Consider the following 20,274-nt stretch of genomic DNA (forward strand, 5'->3'; position numbering starts at 1 on the left):
GCGAGATTCAGGCTTCGCTGTCTCGCGGTACGACGAAGGTTCCGTCTTTAGTATCGCCTTCATTGAAGAACCAGATACCTGCCGGATAATCTTCCAGCGCGACCAGATACATCACACCTTCGTAAAACTCTTCTACAGCAAGTACTTTACCTTCGCGACGCGGGCCGCCGTCTGTTTTTACTGTGACAAGATCATTAACTTTCATCAGGTTATCCCATGGTTTTCAATTGTCTTTATTGTAGTACAGACTGCCGGAGAAAAGCACGGTGGGAGGTGAAAGCGGGTAAAAAACCCGAAGATAACGCAGGAAAACTCATTTTCAATTTCTTAACTATTTAGCGCCAGAATCCTGACGGTTATTTCTTTTATAATCTCAGCGTGCTCACCCCCGAGGGAGTACGTAATGAATGTCATAAGAAATATTTTTGCCCGCCACGTTGCGGGCATTTTTTTGCCCTTTGCACAAACGACAGACGTAAAAAAACCCGCATGAGCGGGTTTTTGTCATCTTGCTTTATCACTGAAACAGTGAGGAAGCAAAATTAGATAGCGGTAACGTTAGCCGCAGACGGACCTTTAGCACCGTTCTCGATAGTGAACTGTACGTTCTGGCCTTCAGCCAGGGTCTTGAAACCTTGATCCTGGATAGCGGAGAAGTGTACGAACACATCTTTGCTGCCGTCAGCAGGAGTGATGAAGCCAAAGCCTTTAGACTCGTTAAACCACTTAACCTGACCTTTCATCATTGACATAAGAATTACCTTTTAAAAATAAATTTCGCCACCATGGGCATGTTATAGCCGGATTTCAGTCGTTACTTATGGAGGCACTAAGAAGGAAATTCGTCAGAGCAGGGTTATCATGGATAACGCTTTAAATTGGAACAACTTTACTCAGGATGTCGTGCATAAATAGGTCTGTACCACAGGCCGAGACGTATTTACTCATGACTGCCATTTAATAGCAACTCTTTTTAACGCAATGTCGAGGGAAAGCCGAAAAATAGTCTTTTTATGAACCAGTCAGTACAATCATTGAGCAACTATAGGTCTATTTATCAACAGGTTGAGATCTATCTGAATCAAGAACTGCGCCGCAGTGCGCACAAAATTTTGCATCAGATTCATGCCCGGAATGCAGACAATTCTGACAAGAACGGGCCGCCCGCCCCTTTTCCAACTCTTGTGACATATAAGCCGTCAAAATTCCGGTCGGTACGGCAATGATGGAATAGCCCAACAAAATGAGAATAGAAGCCAGCATTCTGCCCGTCGCCGTATGCGGAGTGATATCGCCGTAACCCACCGTGGTCAGCGTGACCACTGCCCAGTACACCGACGCGCCCAGCGACGTAAAGCCATCCTTGCCCTCTTCCACCGCAAACATCAGCCCGCCGAACAGGCAAAGAATGATCGCCACAAACCCGAAGAAGATGCTCAGCTTGCGCCGCGCGCGCATCAGGCTGCGCCAAAGGATACCGGCATCATTCATATAGCGCAGGAGTTTCAGCACGCGCAGTACGCGCAGAACCCTCAGCAATCGCACCAGAACCACCAGATCGGTAGCACCGGCCAGTGACGGCATCATCCATAAGATGTACATCGGTAAAACAGTGCAGAGATCGATAATGCCGAAGAAGCTCACCGGATAATGCGTTTTACGGGGGGAACACAACACCCGTAACACGTACTCCACGCTAAACAGCGCGGTGAAGCCGAGCTCGAGCAAACCGAAGCGCCAGAGGATGTCCGGCGTATTGGGAAAGAGATCGCTCGCGCTGGATTCGAAAAACAATACCACGACGCTCAGTAACGAGGCGGCGATCCAGAATGTTTCCATCCGTCGGCCGCTGCGGGTGCGGTGTTCAAACAAAAGGGCAAAACATCGGCGGCGGGTTGCCGCGAAAAAGCGATAGTCCTGGGCCATAAGAAACGCCAGCAATGAATAATAGGCGAAGAATAAACGCTTTTCGCCCGTGCGCCTATCGCCCGACCTCACCCTTTCAACCAAAAAAAACGCCGGTCACTCAAGGTGATCGGCGTTTATTGGCAGAAAGTTGCAGAATTTATTTGTTCGCTGACGCGATGACGCGCGCGGTTAATCCATTAATTCAGAGACGGCGTTGCGCACATAAGCGGTGATTTGCGCAACGTCTTCGGCATTGGCACTTCCCCCGCCAATAGATCGCACGGTGTTTTCCAGATGACCGATGTCCTGCTCAACTTTCTTCGCAATTTGCACTTTTACAATGGTATCGACGGACGAGATAAAGGCGCGCATCACCGCCTTCAGCGCAAAAATCTCGCCAAAGGAGTCGTATGCCGGTTTCTCAGCCGCCCTCGAACTTGGCTCTGCAGCCCGCGGAGGCAGGCTTTTCAGGCTGTCCACATGTTCAATCATCAGATCCATATCTCTGATGAGTTCATCAAAACTCTTAGCCACTGGTTTTCCTTCGCCGTGCGAAAGGCAGCAGGATACCACTGCCGTTACAAGCCGAGAAGCCACAGAAAGAAGTTATGCTCAAATTTCGCCACAATGCGCCTGCCGGTGAGGATTGCTCCGCGAGCTGGCAGGCGCATTAGGTCGCTATTTAACCAAGATCAGGGGGTTAAGCGTTTTTCAGTGAAGCCATGTCAACAACAAAGCGGTATTTCACGTCGCTTTTCAGCATACGTTCGTAAGCGCCGTTAATGTCCTGCATGTCGATCATTTCCACGTCACAGGTGATGCCATGCTCAGCGCAGAAATCCAGCATTTCCTGAGTCTCAGCGATACCGCCAATCAGGGAGCCGGCAACGGTTTTGCGGCCCATCACCAGTTTGCCGCTGTGCAGCGCAGGTTCGATTGGTTCGATCAGACCGACCAGAATGTGGGTACCATCGCGTTTCAGGGTATCCAGATACGGGTTCAGGTCATGTGCGTTTGGCACGGTGTCGAGAATAAAGTCAAAGTGGCTTTTCACGGCCGCCATTTGCTCTTCATCGGTAGACAGCACTACGTGGTCAGCGCCAAGACGGTAAGCTTCCTGCTCTTTGCCTTTCGAGCGGGTGAACAATGTCACGTCTGCACCCAGCGCTTTGGCAAATTTCAGACCCATATGGCCAAGACCGCCCAGACCGACAACGGCCACTTTATGGCCTTTGCCGACCTTCCAGTGTTTCAGCGGAGAGAAGGTCGTGATACCGGCACACAGCAGCGGTGCGGCGGATTTAATGTCCAGTTTTTCGGAAACGTGCAGAACGAATTTTTCTGCGACCACGATTTGTTCGGAATAACCGCCGTAGGTCATCATGTTGTCATGACGATCGTAGCTGTTATAGGTCATGGTTGCGCCTTCTTCGCAGTACTGTTCCAGGCTTTCCGCGCAGGACTCACAGTGCTGACAAGAATCGACCATACAACCGACACCGACAAACTCGCCGACTTTAAAGTTGCTGACTTTCGCACCGACCTGCTTCACGCGGCCAATAATTTCGTGTCCCGGCACCATCGGATAGATACTTTGGTGCCATTCGTTGCGCGCCTGGTGGATATCTGAGTGGCACACGCCGCAGTACAAAATGTCGATCACAACGTCGGTATCACGCGGGTCACGGCGAACAAAATTATGAGGCGCAAGAGGCGCATCCGCTGAAAGTGCAGCGAAACCACGAACGTTAAGAGTCATTTATTTCTCCTGAAGGGCTGACGGAATACTTGCGCACTGCAAAAGGCAGGCACCGCAGAAGTATGACGCGTTCAGGCGAAGAACAAATATAACGATCCTCGCCATTACTTGCCTGAATCTGTTTTTTTCAGGAGTTTTAAATCAGGACAATCCGATAGCCAGACGCTGGCGCCGCCGTCTGGCAGCGCCATTTTTTGAGAAGAGCTGTGGAAAGGATTAGATCAAACCGGCGTCTTTCAGTTCGCTTTTCAGGTAAGCGTAATAGATAGGTGCCGCAACCACGCCCGGTATCCCAAACGCCGCCTCGAACACCACCATTGCCAGCAACACTTCCCAGGATTTTGCCTTAATGCGGCTGCCCACGATGCGGGCATTGAGGAAGTATTCCACTTTATGAATGATTATCAGATAACCCAGCACCAGCGCACCCACCCACAGCGACAGCGAAAGCCCGACGATGAAAATCAGCGTATTGGAAATCAGATTACCCACCACCGGCAGCAGACCACAGACAAAGGTCAGCGCGACCAGCGTTTTCGCCAGCGGCAGATGGATGCCAAACAGTGGCAGAATGCCAAACAGGAATACGCCCGACAACACGGTATTGATAAGCGAAATCTGGAACTGTGCGAACACCACATTACGGAACGCAGCGCTCAGTAAGTTCACCCTATCCAACAGCTCTTTTTTCAGCGGCGCATGATGTTCGCCCTTAGTGTGGCGCTGAAGTGAAATAATCGCACCCAGAATCATACCGATCAGCATGGTGACAAACACGTGTGCGGCATTTTTTCCGAACGTCTGAATCATCACGATGTGCTCACGCAGCCATTGCAGGAAGGTGCGCTGTAACTCTTCGATGTTAGCCGGTAAATAATGCAGTAATACCGGCGATAACCGGCTCTGCGCATCGGTCAGCAGCCGCGACACCATCGCGTTAAACGCCACCGGGTTTTTCATGTCTTCCATCAGGAAATCCGCGATGCCTGCAACAAAGATGATCAAGCAGCTGACCACCACGGTGCTAATAAACGCCACCACGACCCAGCGCGCCCGTTCGCCGCTGATGATTTTCTGAAAGTGTGGCGTCAGGGCATTCACCAGCTCGTACACCACAAAACCGGCGATAAAACACGCCAGTAAATGAAGAGGAAGAATCAACAACAGCCCGCCCATCACAATCAACAAACTGAGCCAGCGAATGTGATTCGATCTCATAATTTGCATTGCCTGCATCCTTAAACCAACGTGTCCCGGGCCTCGCCCTCAATGTGGCAGTTATCATAGCACCTAACCTTGCAGCGCAACGGCGTGCGTTCGGAAACGCTTAAGAAAATTTTGACACAACGGCGAGGTCTTCTATCATCCTGGGTAATGTATTGAATAAAGAAAATCTGAAAACCGGGTGAATATGATGTCTGAATTACTTCGTGAAAAACTGTCCCTGCCAAAAGGGCATGACCGGCTGTTACTGCATTCCTGCTGTGCGCCCTGTTCGGGAGAGGTGATGGAAGCTATTCAGGCATCCGGGATCGAATACACGATATTCTTCTACAATCCGAATATTCATCCGCAAAAAGAATATGTGCTGCGCAAAGAAGAAAATATGCGGTTTGCCGAACAACATGGCATTCCGTTTATTGATGCAGATTACGACACTGATAATTGGTTTGAACGCGCGCGAGGAATGGAAAATGAACCTGAGCGTGGTATCCGCTGCACCATGTGTTTTGATATGCGTTTCGAGCGTACCGCGCTTTATGCGTGGGAACAGGGTTTCAGTGCTATTTCCAGTTCTCTGGGTATTTCGCGCTGGAAAGATATGCAGCAGATTAACGGCTGTGGCGAACGTGCCGCTGCGCCCTATCCTGGCATGGTGTACTGGGATTACAACTGGCGTAAAAAAGGCGGCGCAGCGCGGATGGTGGAGATAAGTAAGCGTGAACGCTTTTACCAGCAGGAATACTGCGGCTGCGTCTATTCTCTGCGTGACAGCAATTTGCATCGTAAATCGCAAGGACGGGATCTGATCAAACTCGGCGTGAAATATTACGGCGATGAAGACGACGAATAATCTTACTGCGCATACTCTTCCTCCTGCTCATTTTTAATTAACCCGCGCTGTGTTGTCGGGTTAATTATTCTGATAATACCGCATTTCTCCCGTCAATTTCGCTGCCTGATAATTCACAGCCAGCTGACTATTTTGTCCAATAACAAAACGGGCCGTGTGCAGAATAATTTCCTATGGTTCCCCTGCCTTTGCATCTTGCGTTCGTGCAAAACGCTTGTTACTTTCCGCCTCTCGGTTTTATTTATGCGAAATCGCTATAAGAAATAACCCACCGTTATTTCCGGTGTATTTCGCATTGAACCGCACTTAAAACAAAAAACACAACATCGTATTCATTCGTTCAGGGGTAGTCATATGTGGGTGTTAATTGGTATTCCAATCGTCGTGCTGGGATTTGCACTGCGGTTTAATCCGTTGCTGGTGGTGACCGTGGCCGGGATTTCGACCGGACTGGCCGGAGGTATGCAGACCATTGAAATCATCAGTGCATTCGGCAAAGCATTTACCGAAAACCGCTACATGGGGCTTATCTGGCTGACATTACCGGTTATCGCGTTACTCGAGCGCAACGGCCTGAGAGAACAGGCGAAACACCTGATCTCCAAAATTCACGTTGCGACGACAGGCCGAATTCTGATGCTCTATTTCTTCCTGCGCCAGATGACCGCTGCGCTGGGGCTGAACTCGCTGGGCGGTCATGCGCAGATGGTTCGTCCGCTGATCGCCCCGATGGCCGAAGCCGCCGCGACCACTAAGTACGGTGATTTGCCCAATGATGTGCGCCAGAAGATCCGCGCCCACTCGGCCGCAGCGGACAACGTGGCGGTATTCTTTGGCGAAGACATCTTTATCGCCGTGCAGTCCATCCTGCTTATCAAAGGTTTCCTCGCGCAGTACGGTATCGACGTCGAGCCGCTGCACCTGTCGGTATGGGCGATCCCAACCGCAATCGCGGCGCTGATTATTCACTTTATCCGTTTATGGCTGCTTGACCGCTCGCTGGCTAAACGTTTTGACAGCCAACACGGGAGCGCGGCGAAATGATCAACCTTCAGTCAGTGTATATCCTCGCAGGCCTGATGTTCTGCGCCTATGCCTTCTTCAATCTGCGCGATAAAAGCAATTCCCGCCGTTATGTGAACGCGCTGTTCTGGGGCGTTTACGGCGTGACCTTCCTGTTTGGCGGCGAGTTACCGCACTTTGTGACCGGCTGTCTGGCGATCCTGCTGGCAGTGATTGCCGGTACCGGCAAACTGGGTAAAGGCAAAACCGACAGCGAACAGCCAGAAATGATTGAAAAACGCGAAGCGGGCGCCCGACGTTTTCGCAACAAGCTGTTTATCCCGGCCCTGCTGATCCCGGTTGTGACGCTGATTGGCACGCTGACCCTGAAATACACGCCTTTCGTAGAAGCCAAAAACGTTACGCTGATTTCTCTGGTGATCGGCACGCTGGTGGCCTTTTTTGCCGCACTGATTATGCTGCGCGATTCGCCGGTGAAAGCCATTAAAGCCGGTGGACAGACGATGGATACTGTCGGCTGGGCGGCAATCCTGCCACAAATGCTTGCCGCGCTGGGTGCGCTGTTTGCGATGGCTGGCGTCGGCGGCGTGGTGGCAGATTTGGTTAAAAACATTATCCCTCTTGGCTCCCCGCTGGCGATTGTGGTGGCGTACACCTTCGGTATGGCGCTCTTTACCATGATCATGGGTAACGGGTTTGCCGCGTTCCCGGTGATGACTGCCGGTATCGGCCTGCCGCTTATCGTTAATCAACTGGGCGGTAACCCGGCAATCATGGGCGCTATCGGTATGTTGTGCGGTTTCTGCGGCACGCTGATGACGCCGATGGCGGCAAACTTCAATATCGTCCCCGCCGCTCTGCTCGAATTGCAGGATAAAAACGGCGTGATCAAGGCGCAGTGGAAAACCGGCGTGCTGCTGTTGCTGGTGAATACGGCGTTCATGTACTTCTTTGTGTTCCGCTTCTGATAAGGAAAGACGATGACGACAACGCAACTGACGCCAGAGATGGCGTCACGTTTTGCCTCGCTGGCGCTGAATCATTTAACGCGTGAGTTTCCAAATAAACTTATGCACGCCATGAGCAGCGCCGCCGACGCTCAAACGCCGCGACAGCTGCATCCGATTTTCTACGGTAGCTATGACTGGCACTCCTGCGTACACGGCTACTGGCTGTTGCTGCGCTTGCTGAATAAATTCCCGGACCTGCCGCAAGCAGAGAAGATTATTGCGATGGTTGGTGAACATTTCACCGCAGAGAACGTTGCAGGTGAAATGGCTTATCTGCAACAGCCGCAACACGCAGGCTTCGAGCGGCCTTACGGCTGGGCATGGTTTTTAGCACTGACGCAGCAACTCCATGAAATGGCGCTACCGCAGGCCGCTGTTTGGGCAAGAAATCTCGCGCCGATGACCCGCTTCTTCGAAGAAAGCTTTACCGCTTTTCTGCCAAAGGCGACCTATCCTCTGCGCGTCGGCAGCCACTTCAACACCGCGTTTGCACTGGCGCTGACGCTTGATTACGCCCGCTGCGTGAAGCATGAGTCTTTGAGTGAGCTGATTAAAGAAACGGCGCTGCGCTGGCATCTTGATGACAAAAATTGTCAGGCGTGGGAACCGGGCGGTGATGAGTTTTTATCACCCTCGCTGATGGAAGCGGAGCTGATGCGTCGCGTGCTGCCGGGGGAAGAGTTTGTGACGTGGTTCGGGCATTTCCTGCCGGATCTGGCACAGAACCAGCCCGCGACGCTGTTCACGCCTGCCACCGTCACTGACCGCAGCGACGGCAAAATTGGTCATCTGGACGGGCTGAACCTCAGCCGCGCCTGGTGCCAGCGATCGCTGGCCTCGGCGTTACCCGCCGGTGACCCGCGAGCCACATGCCTGCGCAATGCGGCGCATGCGCACCTGCACAGCGCGCTGGAACATCTCGACAGCGATTACATGGGCGAACACTGGCTGGCGACCTTCGCTCTGCTGGCGTTGGAAGCCTGACGTTTCGGTGCGGGGCGTATTTCGAATCAACCGCGAATAATGCCCCGCGTCGAGCGGGTAAAGAAATCATTGAACTGGCGCAGCATCGGATATTCCACGCTGAGCCGTTCAATCTCCAGTTTCACCACGTCTACCGGCTCCTGCTGGTGATAAAGCAAATCATACAAATGGTGGATCACCCGCTGTTCGTCGGCAGTTGCCCTGGCAAAGGCTTGCGCACGTTCATTAATCCCCAGCGGAACCGCGCGGTTACCGTTCGCCAGCACATAAGGCGGAACGTCCTGCACTACGCAGGTGTTGTCCAGCAGGCGTGACCCGGTACCGACGATGCAAAACTGATGCACCGCGCACAGTGCGCCGAGCTGAGAATAATCTCCCAGCGTGACGTGACCGGCCAGCCCGCTGTGATCGCCCATGGTGGTGTGATCCCCCACCTGACAGTCATGCCCGATGTGCACCCCTGCCTGAAAGATATTCTGATTGCCAATCCGCGTGACGCTGCCGCCCTGCGCCGTGCCACGGTGCAACGTTGAGTGACGGCCAATGTCATTTCCGTCTCCGATTTCGAGGCGAGCCGGTTCACCGTCGTACTTCAAATCCTGACTGATTTCGCCGACTGACGAGCCCATGCCAATTCGGTTCTCGCGACCGAGAGTGGTATTGCCATTAATGACGACGTGCGAGGCAATGACGGTGCCTTCTCCGATCCGCACGCCCGCAGAGATAAAGCAGAAAGGCCCGACAACAACGTGCGGGCCGATAATGACACCGGGTTCAATGATACTGCTGGCCGCAATTGTGGCCGAAGATGAAATCAACGCAAAATCCTTCTGACAACCGCTCTGCGTGCAAAAGCCGAACGCCGTAAACGTCAGTAGTAAATTAAACCGAATCTGGATTAATCAGCGGGAAGATCAGAATGAGTCGGGAGGTGCACTCAGAAAGCTATAAACAGGCGGATTACTTTTCACGCAACTCTCCTGCTATGCCGCCCAGCATAAGGGTTCAGGGGCGTAAACCCAGCCAACTATATTTTATTTATTTTCTGAACCTTTCTTAAAAATGAGAGCTGTGAATCATTTGTGACACTTCTATTAAGGCTTTCTTAAGCTAGCAATATTATGATTCACGACAATTCATTTACAGGCGTTATGGTTTCACGCCGGTAACGCCAGCAACCTTCAGTTTTTTGGGAGTTCTCATTGCGCTATTTATGTCCGAAGATCAGCTACTTTAGGCTGACTTTGTTGCTCAGTTTGTATTTCACCTTTGTCGTCAACCTGCCAATTTTGCTCCATTTTTATCGCATTTTGCATGCGCTGCCTGCCTATAACCTGGCGTTTGCGCTGACCATTCCGGTGGTACTTTTCTTCGCCCTGAACTTTGTGTTCACCCCTTTCAGTTTCCGTCCGTTGCTTAAACCCTTCTTCATCATTATTTTGCCGGTCAGCGCGATCGCCAGCTTCGCGATGATGACCTATCAGGTGGTGTTCGATCGCGGGATGATCGAAAACATTTTGGAGACGCAATCAGCGGAAGCGACGTCTTATCTTAATTTGCAGGTGGTGCTGTGGTTTATCTTCACCGGCTTATTACCGGCTGTCCTGCTGTTCCTCACACCGGTCAGTTACGAAAAAACACCTCTGCGCCGCCTGGGCGTGCGGCTGGTCTCAATGATCGTGTCACTGGCGATCGTTGCTTCCCTCGCCGGGGTGTTCTACAAAGATTACGCCTCAGTCGGGCGCAACAACCGCACCCTGAATCTGGAAATCGTGCCGACCAACTATCTCTACAGCGCGTTCCAGTATATGAATCATCGCTATTTCACCAAAAAGATGCCGTTCCAGAGCATCGGTAACGATGCAAAACTGGTGCAGAAATCCGGTGAGAAACCGAATCTGGTATTCCTGGTGATCGGCGAAACCGCCCGCGCACAGAACCAGTCATCAAACGGTTACGCTAAACCGACCAACGAATACACTCAGGCTACGCCGGACGTGGTGTTCTTCAACCACATGACTTCCTGTGGCACTGCAACGGCGATTTCGGTGCCCTGCATGTTCTCCAACATGAAACGCACCAATTATGACGCCAACCGTGCGCGCAACAGCGAAGGCCTGCTGGATATTTTGCATAAAGCCGGGGTGTCGGTGTTCTGGAAAGACAATGACGAAGGTTGCAAAGGCGTCTGCGACCGCGTGCCGAACGTCATCATCGACACCAAAAAAGACGGTAAATATTGCGATGGCGATACCTGCTACGACATGGCGTTGCTGCAAAATATCGACGATGACATTAAGTCCGACGGTAAAAATACGCTGATCGGCCTGCATTTAATCGGCAGCCACGGCCCGACCTATTCAAAACGCTATCCGCCGGAGTTCCGTCAGTTCACCCCGGACTGCCCGCGCAGTGACATCGAAAACTGCACGCAGGAACAGCTGGTGAATACCTACGACAATACCCTGCGCTACACCGATTACGTGGTATCGCAGGTGATTGAAAAGGCGAAGCAGTATCAGGATAAGTACAATGTGGCGGTGATTTATCTTTCCGACCACGGTGAATCGCTGGGCGAAAACGGTCTGTATCTGCACGGTACGCCGTACAGCGTCGCTCCGGCGCAGCAGACGCACGTGCCGATGCTGTTCTGGCTGTCCGACGGTTATGCAAAGGCGCAGGGGATCGATATGTCTTGCCTGAAAGCGAATGCGGCGAAGAATGATGTGTCGCAGGATAACCTGTTCCACACCGTACTGAGCGCGATGAACGTGCAAACCAGCGAGCGCGACCCGCAGCTGGATATCCTCGCTGCCTGTAAAAAGCCGTAAAATGAACGGTGGCTGCCCTGAAATTCAGGGCAGCACTTCACACTCCGCCAGAATGCACTGTGAAAGTGCGCCGATCGTCTGATCAAAGTTTTGCGATTCTTTATCCGTCACCATATACAGCGCTGTTTGCCGCACGGTTCTCGCCGCCAGCATCAGGCGACTGAGCACGCCGCTTTCCAGCACTTTTTCGATACTTCCCAGCGGCAGCCAGCCGTACCCGACACCGACCGAAATGGCCTCCATCGCCGCGGCCACCGTGGTGAATGTCCAGTTCGCCGCCTGGCCGGTGGCGCGATTCTCCGTGCGCTGCGAACGCCGGTCAGCCACAGAAATCAACGGGAAGCGCGCCAGATCTTCGGCTGAAAGTGGCGCGGGCAACTGAAACAGCGGGTGATCGCTTTTCGCCACCGGTACGAAATCCACGTCCAGGAGAAAACGCCCGTGAATGGCATTTTCAGGAGCCAGCGTAGTGATGTACAAATCCGCTGATCGTTCATTTAATTGCTCAATGCTTTCGCCGCGCAGGATTTCCGTCAGGTGCACCTGCGTGTCAGGAAACTGCTGCTGAAATGCTTTTAACGCGCGGAATAATCGGTCTTTCGGGAACACGCTGTCGACCACCAGACTCAGCTCAGTGCGCACGCCACCCCGCAGCCCGGCGGCACGATGTTCCAGTTGCAAAAATGCAGAGATCAGCGGCGACGCCTGCGCCAGCAACGCGCGCCCTTGCTCGGTCAGCAAAGCTTTGCGCCCGGTGATTTCCAGCAGCGGCAAGCCGAGGCGCTCCTGCAATCCGCTTAACGCATAGCTTACCGATGACTGACTCCGGTTCAGCGCAGTCGCCGCCTGTGCAAAACTCCCCTGCTCAATTACCGTTTGCAGCACAACCCATTGTTCCAGCGTGGTTCTTGGCAGCGCCATACTCTTATCCTTTTCTAAAAGCCGTTCACTCAGCGCATAATACATCTATTTATCCGATTATTTTTATCGGATATCAGCGTTTTTTTATCAACTTTTTGCGGCGTATTATTCTCCCATCGAAACGAAATGTTTCATCCCGAACACATTGAGGAGAATGACCATGAGCAACTTTGATAAACATGACCTGAGCGGTTTCGTTGGCAAACATGTGGTGTATACCTACGACAATGGCTGGAACTATGAAATCTATGTGAAAAACGGCGAAACTCTGGATTACCGCATTCACAGCGGCCTGGTGGGTAACCGTTGGGTGAAAGACCAGAAAGCCTACATCGTCCGCGTGGCATCTGATGTGTATAAAATTTCGTGGACCGAGCCGACCGGCACCGACGTCAGCCTGATTGTGAATCTGGGCGATAACGTTTTCCACGGCACCATCTTCTTCCCGCGCTGGGTGATCAACAATCCGGAAAAAACCGTTTGCTTCCAGAACGACCATATTCCGCTGATGAATGCTTATCGCGACACAGGCCCGGCGTATCCGACTGAAGTGATCGACGAATTCGCCACCATCACTTTCGTCCGTGACTGCGGTGCAGATAACGATACCGTGATCGCCTGCGCAGCCAGCGAGTTACCGGCTAATTTCCCGGATAATCTGCGTTAATCACTGATAACGACAAAATGCAGATGAAAAAAAACCGCAGCCCTCAGAAGCTGCGGTTTTTTTCATGGTGTGGCAAACCTCATTTCGCCAGGGTTTTCAGCAATGCGGCGTTAAATTTCTCCGGTTCTTCCATCTGCGGCGCATGGCCCAGCCCTTTAAATTCAATCAACTTCGCATGCGGGATCAGCTTCGCTGCCTGTTTGCCCAGCACATTATAATGGCCGATTTTAGCTTTCACGGCCGCCGGTGCAATGTCGCTGCCGATCGCCGTGGTATCAGCGGTGCCGATCATCAGCGTGGTCGGCACCCTGAGGTTCTTGAATTCGTAAACGACCGGCTGGGTGAAGATCATGTCGTAAATCAGTGCCGAGTTCCACGCCACCAGTTTATGCCCCGGCCCGTTGTTCAGACCTGCCAGCATATCCACCCAGCGGTCATATTCCGGTTTCCACTTGTTCACGTAGTAGGTTTTCAGCTCGTACTGTTTGATACTTTCTGCCGAGGTTTTCAGCTCGCGGTCATACCACTGATCGACGGTACGGTACGGCACACCCTTGGCTTTCCAGTCTTCCAGCCCTATCGGATTCACCATCACCAGCTTCGACACCTCCGCCGGGAACATCAGGCTGTAGCGCGTCGCTAACATCCCGCCGGTCGAATGGCCGACAAGCACCGCTTTGGTGATCTTCAGGCTTTTGAGCAGTTCATGAGTGTTGATAGCCAGCTGCTGGAAACTGTACTGATAATGGCTGGGTTTAGTCGATGAGCAAAAACCGACCTGATCGGGAGCAATCACACGATAGCCTTTCCCGGCCAGCGCCGAAATGGTGTCGCCCCAGGTGGCGGCACAGAAATTTTTACCGTGCATCAGCACCACCGTCTGGCCGTTCTTGCGGCCCACCGGCGAAACATCCAGATATCCCATCTGCAACGGCGCACCCTGGGAGGTAAAGGAGAACTGTTTTAGCGGAAACGGATAATCAAAACCCTGCAACTGCGGCCCGTAGGACGGCGCATCGGCGGCCAGCGCAGAGCCGGTCGCGCAAAGGGATAAAGCAGCGGCACACAAAAGCAGTTTAAGGCGGGGAAGCATGGGGTCGTCCTGGTGTTGTTGTCTGACAGGCGTAAAGGCTTATGCTACAAACTTTAGGCGACCCTGCAAACTGAAACCGCACAAAGTGATTTTTCGGTTTGGGCTTCAGGCACATAACGAAAAAAATTCCCGCTTCATCCCGTCACCTTTCCAGCAGACTCCACCCGTTATGCGTTATATTAAAGAGAGTCAGCCTTCACAAATTCTTACTGGTGGATACTTCTTTGGCTCTCTCCGTACCCTGGCAATACCGCCCGCGATTCAGACTTTGTCTGTCGATACTGGCTTTTCTGGTGGTCGCCGCGCTGGGCACGTTGGCCATTTCATGGCAGACCTCACAGGGCCTGCGCAAAGACACTGCCGCCAGCCTGGCGCAATCCGTGCGTCTGGTGGATATGACGCTCAGCAATGCCACTGTCGCTGCGGATGCCGTTCACGATCTCGTCGGAACGCCCTGCACCGAAGACACGATTCAGGCCTTACGCTGGCAGGTCGCCAGAGTGCCGAACGTGCGCACCGTTAATCTGTATCGTGGCGATACCATTTACTGTACCTCCCTGTTTGGCCATAACATTGATTACGTTTCAACGGGCGACTACGCAGGCGGGCAACTGCTGCTGATGAGCGGCAACGCGGTCACGCCGGATCATCCGCTGATCGCTTATCGTCGCGACGTTGATGGCAACGGCGTTCTGATTGGCGTCGATGGCTATTTCCTGCATAACATCCTCAACCTGCTCAGCACCCATACCTATCTGGTGCTGAAAATCGGCGATCAGTGGATGGATAATCAGGGCAAAATTCATCGTGAAGAAGGCTGGCCGGCAGGCGAGCGAATGATGCTGGCGTCGAAACAATATCCGTATGAGATGCGGCTGGTGATCCGCAAAAGCGATCACTGGCGCTATATCTTCGATTACGCCACCGCCAGTCTGGTGCTGTTCCCGCTGGTCGGGCTGTTTGTCGCCTTTATGATCTACCAGCTGCTTGGCCGGTTTGCGACGCCAGTAACGGCGCTGAGAGCGGCAATGGAGAAGAAGCAGTTCATTCCGTACCTGCAACCGGTGGTGGATGGCACCCACCATCAGATTACCGGTTGCGAAGTGCTGATGCGTTGGCAGCATCCGCAGTCAGGATTGATCCCGCCCTATCAGTTTATCCCCCTGGCTGAAGAAAGCGGCCTGATTGTGCCGATGACCCGCGCCATGATGGAACAGGTGCGTGAACAGTTTGGCCCGCTGGCCGCTGAGTTGCCGAAAGGTTTCCATTTTGGCTTCAACATCTGCGCCAGCCATTTTAAAGATCTGACGCTGGTGGACGATTGCAAAGCCTTCATCGATGCCTTCAAAGCCAATCCGATTAAACTGGTGCTTGAGCTCACCGAGCGCGAGCTTATCGAGCAAACGGAGACCACCCAGAGTCTGTTCAACGGGCTGCGCCGGATGGGCGTCCTGATTGCGCTGGATGACTTCGGCACCGGCCACTCCAGCCTGACGTATTTGCAAAAATTCCACATTGATATCTTAAAAATTGACCAAAGTTTCATTGGCCGTATCGGCACCGACGCGCTGGCCGGGCACATTGTCGACAACGTGATCGATCTGGCAAAGCGCCTGCAAATGGTCATTGTCGCCGAGGGCGTCGAGACACAGGCGCAGGTCGATTACCTGACGCCTTACCAGATCGAATTCCTGCAAGGATACTTTTTCGGCAAGCCGGTAGCGGCGAATGATTTTGTCGAAAAGTGGTTATAGGAATAACGTGAGCTATGTCTTATTAGATGACTGCACATTTTGCTTAAAATCAGCGGATGTGTAACATCCACTCAGAATTCGTGCAGCACGACGCTAACTTATTGAAGTTACTTGTTTTGGAGTAATATTTTAGCCTCATGCACTGACAGTTTACGTAATCACTTTGCGAGCAAAATGATGATTAAGTGGCCGTGGAAAGCAAATGAGCTGAAAATCGAGAAATCAGATGCGTGGAATGACGCGCTGAATATCCCGCTGTTGTCCTCGCTTAACGCAGAAGAGCAGCAACGCCTGATCCAAATCGCCAGCCAGCTGCTGCAACAAAAAAGGCTGGTGCCGTTGCAGGGCGTCGTGCTGACCGAACAGATGCAGGCGCGCATCGCACTGCTGTTCGCCCTGCCGGTAATGGAACTGGGCGCGGCGTGGCTTGATGGCTTTCATGAAATCCTGCTCTATCCTTCACCTTTCGTGGTTGATACGCCGTGGCAGGACGAGAACGGGTTGATCCACGCCGGTATGCAAATCCACGCGGGACAGAGCTGGGATCAGGGCCCTATCGTGCTGAACTGGCAGGATATCGAAGATTCGTTTGATAACTCCGGCTTTAATCTCATCATTCACGAAGCTGCGCACAAGCTGGATATGCGTAACGGCGGCGAAGTCACCGGTATTCCGCCGATCCCGCTGCGGGAAGTAGTTGCCTGGGAGCATGACCTGCAGGCCGCGATGCAGAACCTGCAAGATGAGATCGACACCGTCGGTGAAGAAGCCGCCAGCATGGACGCCTACGCCGCAACCGATGCCGCCGAGTGTTTTGCGGTGCTTTCCGAATATTTCTTTAGTGCGCCAGAATTACTGTCCGACAGGTTTCCGCTGGTATATGGCCATTTCACCCGTTTTTATCAGCAAGACCCGCTGGCACGGCAACGTCGTGGACAGCGCTGTGATTGTTAATTCGGCCTGAGAAGACATTTTTTCAGGCTCAAAATGGTGATTTTCAGCCGTATTGATTAGATGCTGAGCAGTCAGAGTATTTTATCGAATTTAGCGTTGACACCCAGGCGCCCTCTGGATATTATGCGCCCCGTTCACACGATTCCTCTGTAGTTCAGTCGGTAGAACGGCGGACTGTTAATCCGTATGTCACTGGTTCGAGTCCAGTCAGAGGAGCCATATTAGAGAAGCCCGCTTAAGGAAACTTAAGCGGGCTTTTTGCTTTTCATAATCTGAACGAAACTTTGTATAATTTGAATTCAACACGGTAGCTGATTTGTTGAACCAATCGGATTTAGATAAAAGCGCATCCCGTCACTGACTTCCTCAGGCAATCCGCACAGTTTCTGGCATCCCTGCACACGTCATTATGTTTAAGGCACGGATCATGACCATAGCCTCACCGACCTGCGCATCGTAGTCACGCAGCGTAAGGTGTCCACCGAACAATTGTTTAACCCGTTACATCGCCGCCCAGTAAACCGCCCGGCTTCGCGGCAGGATGAGCGCCTTGTTGCAGGTAGCCCAGTTGGTGATTTTGAACTTTTGTTTTGCCAGGAGATATCGCTGCAGGATCAGGAGTGTGGTGATCTGATCCTGACTACGGCCAAAAGTTCGATTTATTCAACAAAGCCCTGTTAACCCTAAATAAGCCGGATTAGACATTTCATTTCCTTAGTTTTGAGTTTCGACTTCTTTCCCGAGAGTCTTCTAATTTGGCGACACCTTTTGACACAGAGTAAAAAAATATCAGCCATACGGCGGCATAAACGAATTTCATCGGCCACGCAACGGGCAGCATAAGACATCCGATTAACCCGCCAACGAACAACACAGATTCAAAAAAATTCCATCCGCTGGCGACGGCAAATAACACCATTTTCACCGCGCCTTTCAGCACTCTGTGAAGCCGCTTATTGTGTAACATGCAGCTTTCGCCCTACAGCATCGATAATCTTGTCAAACGCAGGCTGGCCGCGTGTTGCACCGACATGGACAGCATCAATAAACGGCTTAACGGCGGGCTCAAACAGAAAATAGGTGAGCTCATAATCGTGTGGCCGGAGCAGCCAGTAGATTTCCGGTGCCTCAATGGCGAGGCTTTCAGACATTCTTATCGAGCGTTCGCTCATTCCCCCGATCATCCCAATAAGTTTCGCGGACATGAAGCGCCCGACCATCGATGAAACAACACCGCGATACGCATTATTTTGCTGGGATAAGGAGGCGTATTTATCGAATTCTTTAAATATGATCTCTACGGCATTGGTTATATGTTTATAATTAAGAATGTCATTATGAATTGCTTCAGCCATGCGAAAACGTTGTGTCTGATGTGCAAAGCGGGAATCAGTATCCATATATCCCCACGCGAGATAACCCATATCGAGCGGAACGTTAAGCGCACCGTTGATTAATCCGGAAATTGTGGCGGGCGACATGATGATGTCTGAAATTCTGTTCGCAAGGTCTTCTATATCACTTGTCATATTATCGACTGCTACCACGGTACACCTCCCTGGTCTCGTGTTCGTATAACCTTAATATATATAAGGTTAAATAACCAAATACTATATCGCTACTTTTTTCTGCTGAAACGTGCGTCCGGACACTGAATATCAGGGGACGGTATCCGAAAAACCTTCAAATATGTGGCACTGAACTGGCATAAAAGCAACAAAACATGATCAGAGAACCACTCCGCCCATCGGCTTGCCAGCATGAACAACCATTTATTGCCGGTAATGAGACATCTGTCGGCCACAGAACTGAAAGCCTGCCATTTCAAAGACCTGCTAAAAGGGATTGAGAAAACCTCGGAGACCCTTACGTTGGAGAATCCTGCGCAGATGCTGTCACGTTCAAACCAATGCTGACTGTTCACTCTTGAACCCACACACATTTGAATGCATTATTTTTGCGATAACGAAGCCATTGATTTTCCTCGCAACAGGAACAGTAACAGCGCGATCATACAGGCCGTTGTCTGTATGCCACCCAACGTTGTCACTGCGGAGAACGTCAAAACTGAACCCAACCAGGTTGTTATTGCCGCCGCCCCCATCGTCAAAAATCCGAGCAAAGCGGATGCCAGCCCGGCCTGTTTCCCGAAGGGACCCATTGTAATTGCTGTTCCTAATGGATTAGCCAGCCCCATCCCCCAGAGGTACATCACCATCGACAGGGAATACCAGCCTAATCCCGGAGACTCAGACCCAATCAACAACATGCCACCACCGAGTAACGCAGTAAGGATACCTGCCGAGGTAATGATTTGCGCACCATAGCGGCGCGCCAGTGGTGGAGCCGCCATACCCGCGCCGAAGACCACAAACACGGTGGCAGCAAAGTAAAAACCGACTTGTAATGATGATAACCCTATGCCCTTTATCAGGATTGCGGGTGCGGCACCGAAGGAGGCAAATAAACCACTCATCAGCAGGCTCACCGACAGTGCCGGAAGAATAAATTTCCCATTCACTGCCAGCCTAAAATACGCAACAATCACGCCCGGAATTGAAACTGGAGCACGCCTTTCATTTGGATGCGTTTCTCCCAATGTAGCGGTATAAAAAATGGCTACAGCAAAGGCCGCAAGGCCAACGAGGATGAAGATCGCGCGCCAGCCCAAAGTGGTGGTCAGCACGCTGCCCACCAGCGGTGAAAAACCGGGGGCGGCCGCTGTGGCGATCACGGTCAGAGACAGTGCACGTGCCAGTGTTTCACCATCGAACAAATCACGTGCAATGGCTCGGGCCAGCACTGCAGCGGCACAGACACCTAACGCCTGGATGACGCGTCCGATAATAAGCGTTTCAAGTGAGCCAGCAAGCCCCCCCACGACAGTCCCTACGATGAATATTGACAACCCCACCAATATCAGTTTTTTGCGGCCATAGCGGTCTGCCAGCGGACCAACCACTAATTGAGCCAGCGCGAAAGTGATAAAAAAACTGGAGAGCGTAAGACCCAGTTCACGTGCTGATACCCCTAACTGCTCGGCGATTTCCGGAAATGCGGGGAGAATGATATTTGTGGATAAGGTGCCGATAGCCGAAAGCCCCGCCAGCAAAACGATAATCTTCCGTGTTAATGGCGGATTTTCAGAGATCTGGTCACCTGTCTCAATGCCCCCCGAATAGCTTTGCGTCTTCATAGTAAAATCTCACCAAAAATTACTGACAAAAAAGCATCTCTCTTAACCCTTAGAGCAAGAGCACTCCGACAGGAAGATGTTCTGCAACTGCGCTTTTGAC

At 52.1% G+C, this 20,274-nt stretch carries 19 protein-coding genes, 1 tRNA gene and 2 pseudogenes; 10 read left to right on the forward strand and 12 right to left on the reverse strand.

Going from position 1 to position 20,274, the window contains the following annotated elements; translation table 11 throughout:
• Positions 1–7: 7 nt before the first annotated feature.
• The 6 genes from dsrB to I2123_RS14105 all read right to left on the reverse strand — a co-directional run bounded on the left by dsrB (position 8) and on the right by I2123_RS14105 (position 4,894).
• The gene (dsrB, locus tag I2123_RS14080; protein WP_112165037.1) at positions 8–205 is read right to left on the reverse strand and encodes a protein DsrB; all 198 of its coding nucleotides are present in this window, start codon (positions 203–205) and stop codon (positions 8–10) included.
• Positions 206–542: 337 nt separating this feature from the next.
• Positions 543–752 (reverse strand): transcription antiterminator/RNA stability regulator CspE, encoded by a 210-nt coding sequence (gene cspE, locus I2123_RS14085; protein WP_013575246.1) that lies wholly within the window; start codon positions 750–752, stop codon positions 543–545.
• Positions 753–1,050: 298 nt separating this feature from the next.
• The gene (locus I2123_RS14090; protein ID WP_244207835.1) at positions 1,051–1,839 is read right to left on the reverse strand and encodes an ion transporter; all 789 of its coding nucleotides are present in this window, start codon (positions 1,837–1,839) and stop codon (positions 1,051–1,053) included.
• Between the two features lie 258 nt (positions 1,840–2,097).
• On the reverse strand, positions 2,098–2,442 hold the full coding sequence (locus I2123_RS14095) for a hypothetical protein (RefSeq protein WP_112165041.1): 345 nt from the start codon (positions 2,440–2,442) through the stop codon (positions 2,098–2,100).
• 166 nt (positions 2,443–2,608) lie between these two features.
• Complete coding sequence (locus tag I2123_RS14100; protein WP_112165043.1) at positions 2,609–3,667, reverse strand: NAD(P)-dependent alcohol dehydrogenase; 1,059 nt, start codon at positions 3,665–3,667, stop codon at positions 2,609–2,611.
• A gap of 216 nt (positions 3,668–3,883) precedes the next feature.
• Positions 3,884–4,894, reverse strand: a complete 1,011-nt coding sequence (locus tag I2123_RS14105; protein ID WP_112165045.1) for an AI-2E family transporter — start codon at positions 4,892–4,894, stop codon at positions 3,884–3,886.
• Positions 4,895–5,081: 187 nt separating this feature from the next.
• Here I2123_RS14105 and I2123_RS14110 point away from each other — a divergent pair, with 187 nt between their 5' ends.
• The 4 genes from I2123_RS14110 (at position 5,082) to I2123_RS14125 (ending at position 8,758) form a co-directional block, all read left to right on the forward strand.
• Positions 5,082–5,741: an epoxyqueuosine reductase QueH gene (locus I2123_RS14110; protein WP_213050784.1), complete on the forward strand. Its 660-nt coding sequence runs from the start codon at positions 5,082–5,084 to the stop codon at positions 5,739–5,741.
• A gap of 354 nt (positions 5,742–6,095) precedes the next feature.
• Positions 6,096–6,785 (forward strand): DUF969 domain-containing protein, encoded by a 690-nt coding sequence (locus I2123_RS14115; protein ID WP_112165047.1) that lies wholly within the window; start codon positions 6,096–6,098, stop codon positions 6,783–6,785.
• The gene (locus I2123_RS14120) at positions 6,785–7,732 is read left to right on the forward strand and encodes a DUF979 domain-containing protein (RefSeq protein ID WP_413534808.1); all 948 of its coding nucleotides are present in this window, start codon (positions 6,785–6,787) and stop codon (positions 7,730–7,732) included. Before I2123_RS14115 ends, I2123_RS14120 begins: the two co-directional genes overlap by 1 nt.
• A gap of 12 nt (positions 7,733–7,744) precedes the next feature.
• The gene (locus I2123_RS14125; protein ID WP_213050785.1) at positions 7,745–8,758 is read left to right on the forward strand and encodes a DUF2891 domain-containing protein; all 1,014 of its coding nucleotides are present in this window, start codon (positions 7,745–7,747) and stop codon (positions 8,756–8,758) included.
• 26 nt (positions 8,759–8,784) lie between these two features.
• On the opposite strand, the gene lpxA is transcribed toward I2123_RS14125, so the two are convergent.
• Entirely contained in the window at positions 8,785–9,576 is a 792-nt protein-coding gene (gene lpxA / locus I2123_RS14130; RefSeq protein WP_213050786.1) for an acyl-ACP--UDP-N-acetylglucosamine O-acyltransferase, read from the reverse strand.
• A 384-nt stretch (positions 9,577–9,960) separates the two neighbouring features.
• Here lpxA and I2123_RS14135 point away from each other — a divergent pair, with 384 nt between their 5' ends.
• Positions 9,961–11,589 (forward strand): phosphoethanolamine transferase, encoded by a 1,629-nt coding sequence (locus tag I2123_RS14135; RefSeq protein WP_213050787.1) that lies wholly within the window; start codon positions 9,961–9,963, stop codon positions 11,587–11,589.
• 24 nt (positions 11,590–11,613) lie between these two features.
• On the opposite strand, the gene I2123_RS14140 is transcribed toward I2123_RS14135, so the two are convergent.
• Positions 11,614–12,510, reverse strand: coding sequence for a LysR family transcriptional regulator (locus I2123_RS14140; protein WP_112165056.1), 897 nt, complete (start codon positions 12,508–12,510; stop codon positions 11,614–11,616).
• Positions 12,511–12,670: 160 nt separating this feature from the next.
• Between I2123_RS14140 and I2123_RS14145 the strand changes: the two genes are divergently transcribed.
• Positions 12,671–13,177 carry a phenolic acid decarboxylase gene (locus I2123_RS14145; protein ID WP_213050788.1) on the forward strand — a complete coding sequence of 169 codons (507 nt, stop codon included), beginning with the start codon at positions 12,671–12,673 and terminating at the stop codon, positions 13,175–13,177.
• 79 nt (positions 13,178–13,256) lie between these two features.
• On the opposite strand, the gene I2123_RS14150 is transcribed toward I2123_RS14145, so the two are convergent.
• Positions 13,257–14,270 carry an alpha/beta fold hydrolase gene (locus I2123_RS14150; RefSeq protein ID WP_213050789.1) on the reverse strand — a complete coding sequence of 338 codons (1,014 nt, stop codon included), beginning with the start codon at positions 14,268–14,270 and terminating at the stop codon, positions 13,257–13,259.
• Between the two features lie 224 nt (positions 14,271–14,494).
• On the opposite strand from I2123_RS14150, the gene I2123_RS14155 reads away from it, so the two are divergent.
• The 3 genes from I2123_RS14155 (at position 14,495) to I2123_RS14165 (ending at position 17,197) form a co-directional block, all read left to right on the forward strand.
• Positions 14,495–16,024 (forward strand): EAL domain-containing protein, encoded by a 1,530-nt coding sequence (locus I2123_RS14155; RefSeq protein WP_136627577.1) that lies wholly within the window; start codon positions 14,495–14,497, stop codon positions 16,022–16,024.
• Positions 16,025–16,201: 177 nt separating this feature from the next.
• Positions 16,202–16,978, forward strand: coding sequence for a DgsA anti-repressor MtfA (gene mtfA / locus I2123_RS14160; RefSeq protein WP_112165063.1), 777 nt, complete (start codon positions 16,202–16,204; stop codon positions 16,976–16,978).
• 143 nt (positions 16,979–17,121) lie between these two features.
• Positions 17,122–17,197, forward strand: a tRNA-Asn gene (locus I2123_RS14165).
• A gap of 147 nt (positions 17,198–17,344) precedes the next feature.
• Here I2123_RS14165 and I2123_RS25480 read toward each other — a convergent pair.
• Positions 17,345–17,479 (reverse strand): annotated as a pseudogene (locus I2123_RS25480) (IS5/IS1182 family transposase); the annotation flags it as partial.
• A gap of 452 nt (positions 17,480–17,931) precedes the next feature.
• Entirely contained in the window at positions 17,932–18,525 is a 594-nt protein-coding gene (locus tag I2123_RS14170) for a hypothetical protein (RefSeq protein WP_213050790.1), read from the reverse strand.
• A 129-nt stretch (positions 18,526–18,654) separates the two neighbouring features.
• On the opposite strand from I2123_RS14170, the pseudogene I2123_RS25485 reads away from it, so the two are divergent.
• A pseudogene (locus tag I2123_RS25485) lies at positions 18,655–18,831 on the forward strand (integrase); the annotation flags it as partial.
• Positions 18,832–18,929: 98 nt separating this feature from the next.
• Here I2123_RS25485 and I2123_RS14175 read toward each other — a convergent pair.
• Positions 18,930–20,174, reverse strand: a complete 1,245-nt coding sequence (locus I2123_RS14175; protein ID WP_213050791.1) for a multidrug effflux MFS transporter — start codon at positions 20,172–20,174, stop codon at positions 18,930–18,932.
• Positions 20,175–20,274 lie beyond the last annotated feature (100 nt).

Origin of the sequence: Rahnella inusitata (assembly GCF_018288855.1) — a bacterium.
In the GTDB taxonomy this organism is placed as follows: Bacteria; Pseudomonadota; Gammaproteobacteria; order Enterobacterales; family Enterobacteriaceae; genus Rahnella; species Rahnella inusitata.

Bases quoted from the DNA above. Each gene is read 5' to 3' on its own strand.
- dsrB (WP_112165037.1), bottom strand. From the start codon at position 205: ATGAAAGTTAATGATCTTGTCACAGTAAAAACAGACGGCGGCCCGCGT.
- cspE (WP_013575246.1), bottom strand. From the start codon at position 752: ATGTCAATGATGAAAGGTCAGGTTAAGTGGTTTAACGAGTCTAAAGGC.
- I2123_RS14090 (WP_244207835.1), bottom strand. From the start codon at position 1,839: ATGGAAACATTCTGGATCGCCGCCTCGTTACTGAGCGTCGTGGTATTG.
- I2123_RS14100 (WP_112165043.1), bottom strand. From the start codon at position 3,667: ATGACTCTTAACGTTCGTGGTTTCGCTGCACTTTCAGCGGATGCGCCT.
- I2123_RS14105 (WP_112165045.1), bottom strand. From the start codon at position 4,894: ATGCAAATTATGAGATCGAATCACATTCGCTGGCTCAGTTTGTTGATT.
- I2123_RS14110 (WP_213050784.1), top strand. From the start codon at position 5,082: ATGTCTGAATTACTTCGTGAAAAACTGTCCCTGCCAAAAGGGCATGAC.
- I2123_RS14115 (WP_112165047.1), top strand. From the start codon at position 6,096: ATGTGGGTGTTAATTGGTATTCCAATCGTCGTGCTGGGATTTGCACTG.
- I2123_RS14125 (WP_213050785.1), top strand. From the start codon at position 7,745: ATGACGACAACGCAACTGACGCCAGAGATGGCGTCACGTTTTGCCTCG.
- I2123_RS14140 (WP_112165056.1), bottom strand. From the start codon at position 12,510: ATGGCGCTGCCAAGAACCACGCTGGAACAATGGGTTGTGCTGCAAACG.
- I2123_RS14145 (WP_213050788.1), top strand. From the start codon at position 12,671: ATGAGCAACTTTGATAAACATGACCTGAGCGGTTTCGTTGGCAAACAT.
- I2123_RS14150 (WP_213050789.1), bottom strand. From the start codon at position 14,270: ATGCTTCCCCGCCTTAAACTGCTTTTGTGTGCCGCTGCTTTATCCCTT.
- mtfA (WP_112165063.1), top strand. From the start codon at position 16,202: ATGATTAAGTGGCCGTGGAAAGCAAATGAGCTGAAAATCGAGAAATCA.
- I2123_RS14175 (WP_213050791.1), bottom strand. From the start codon at position 20,174: ATGAAGACGCAAAGCTATTCGGGGGGCATTGAGACAGGTGACCAGATC.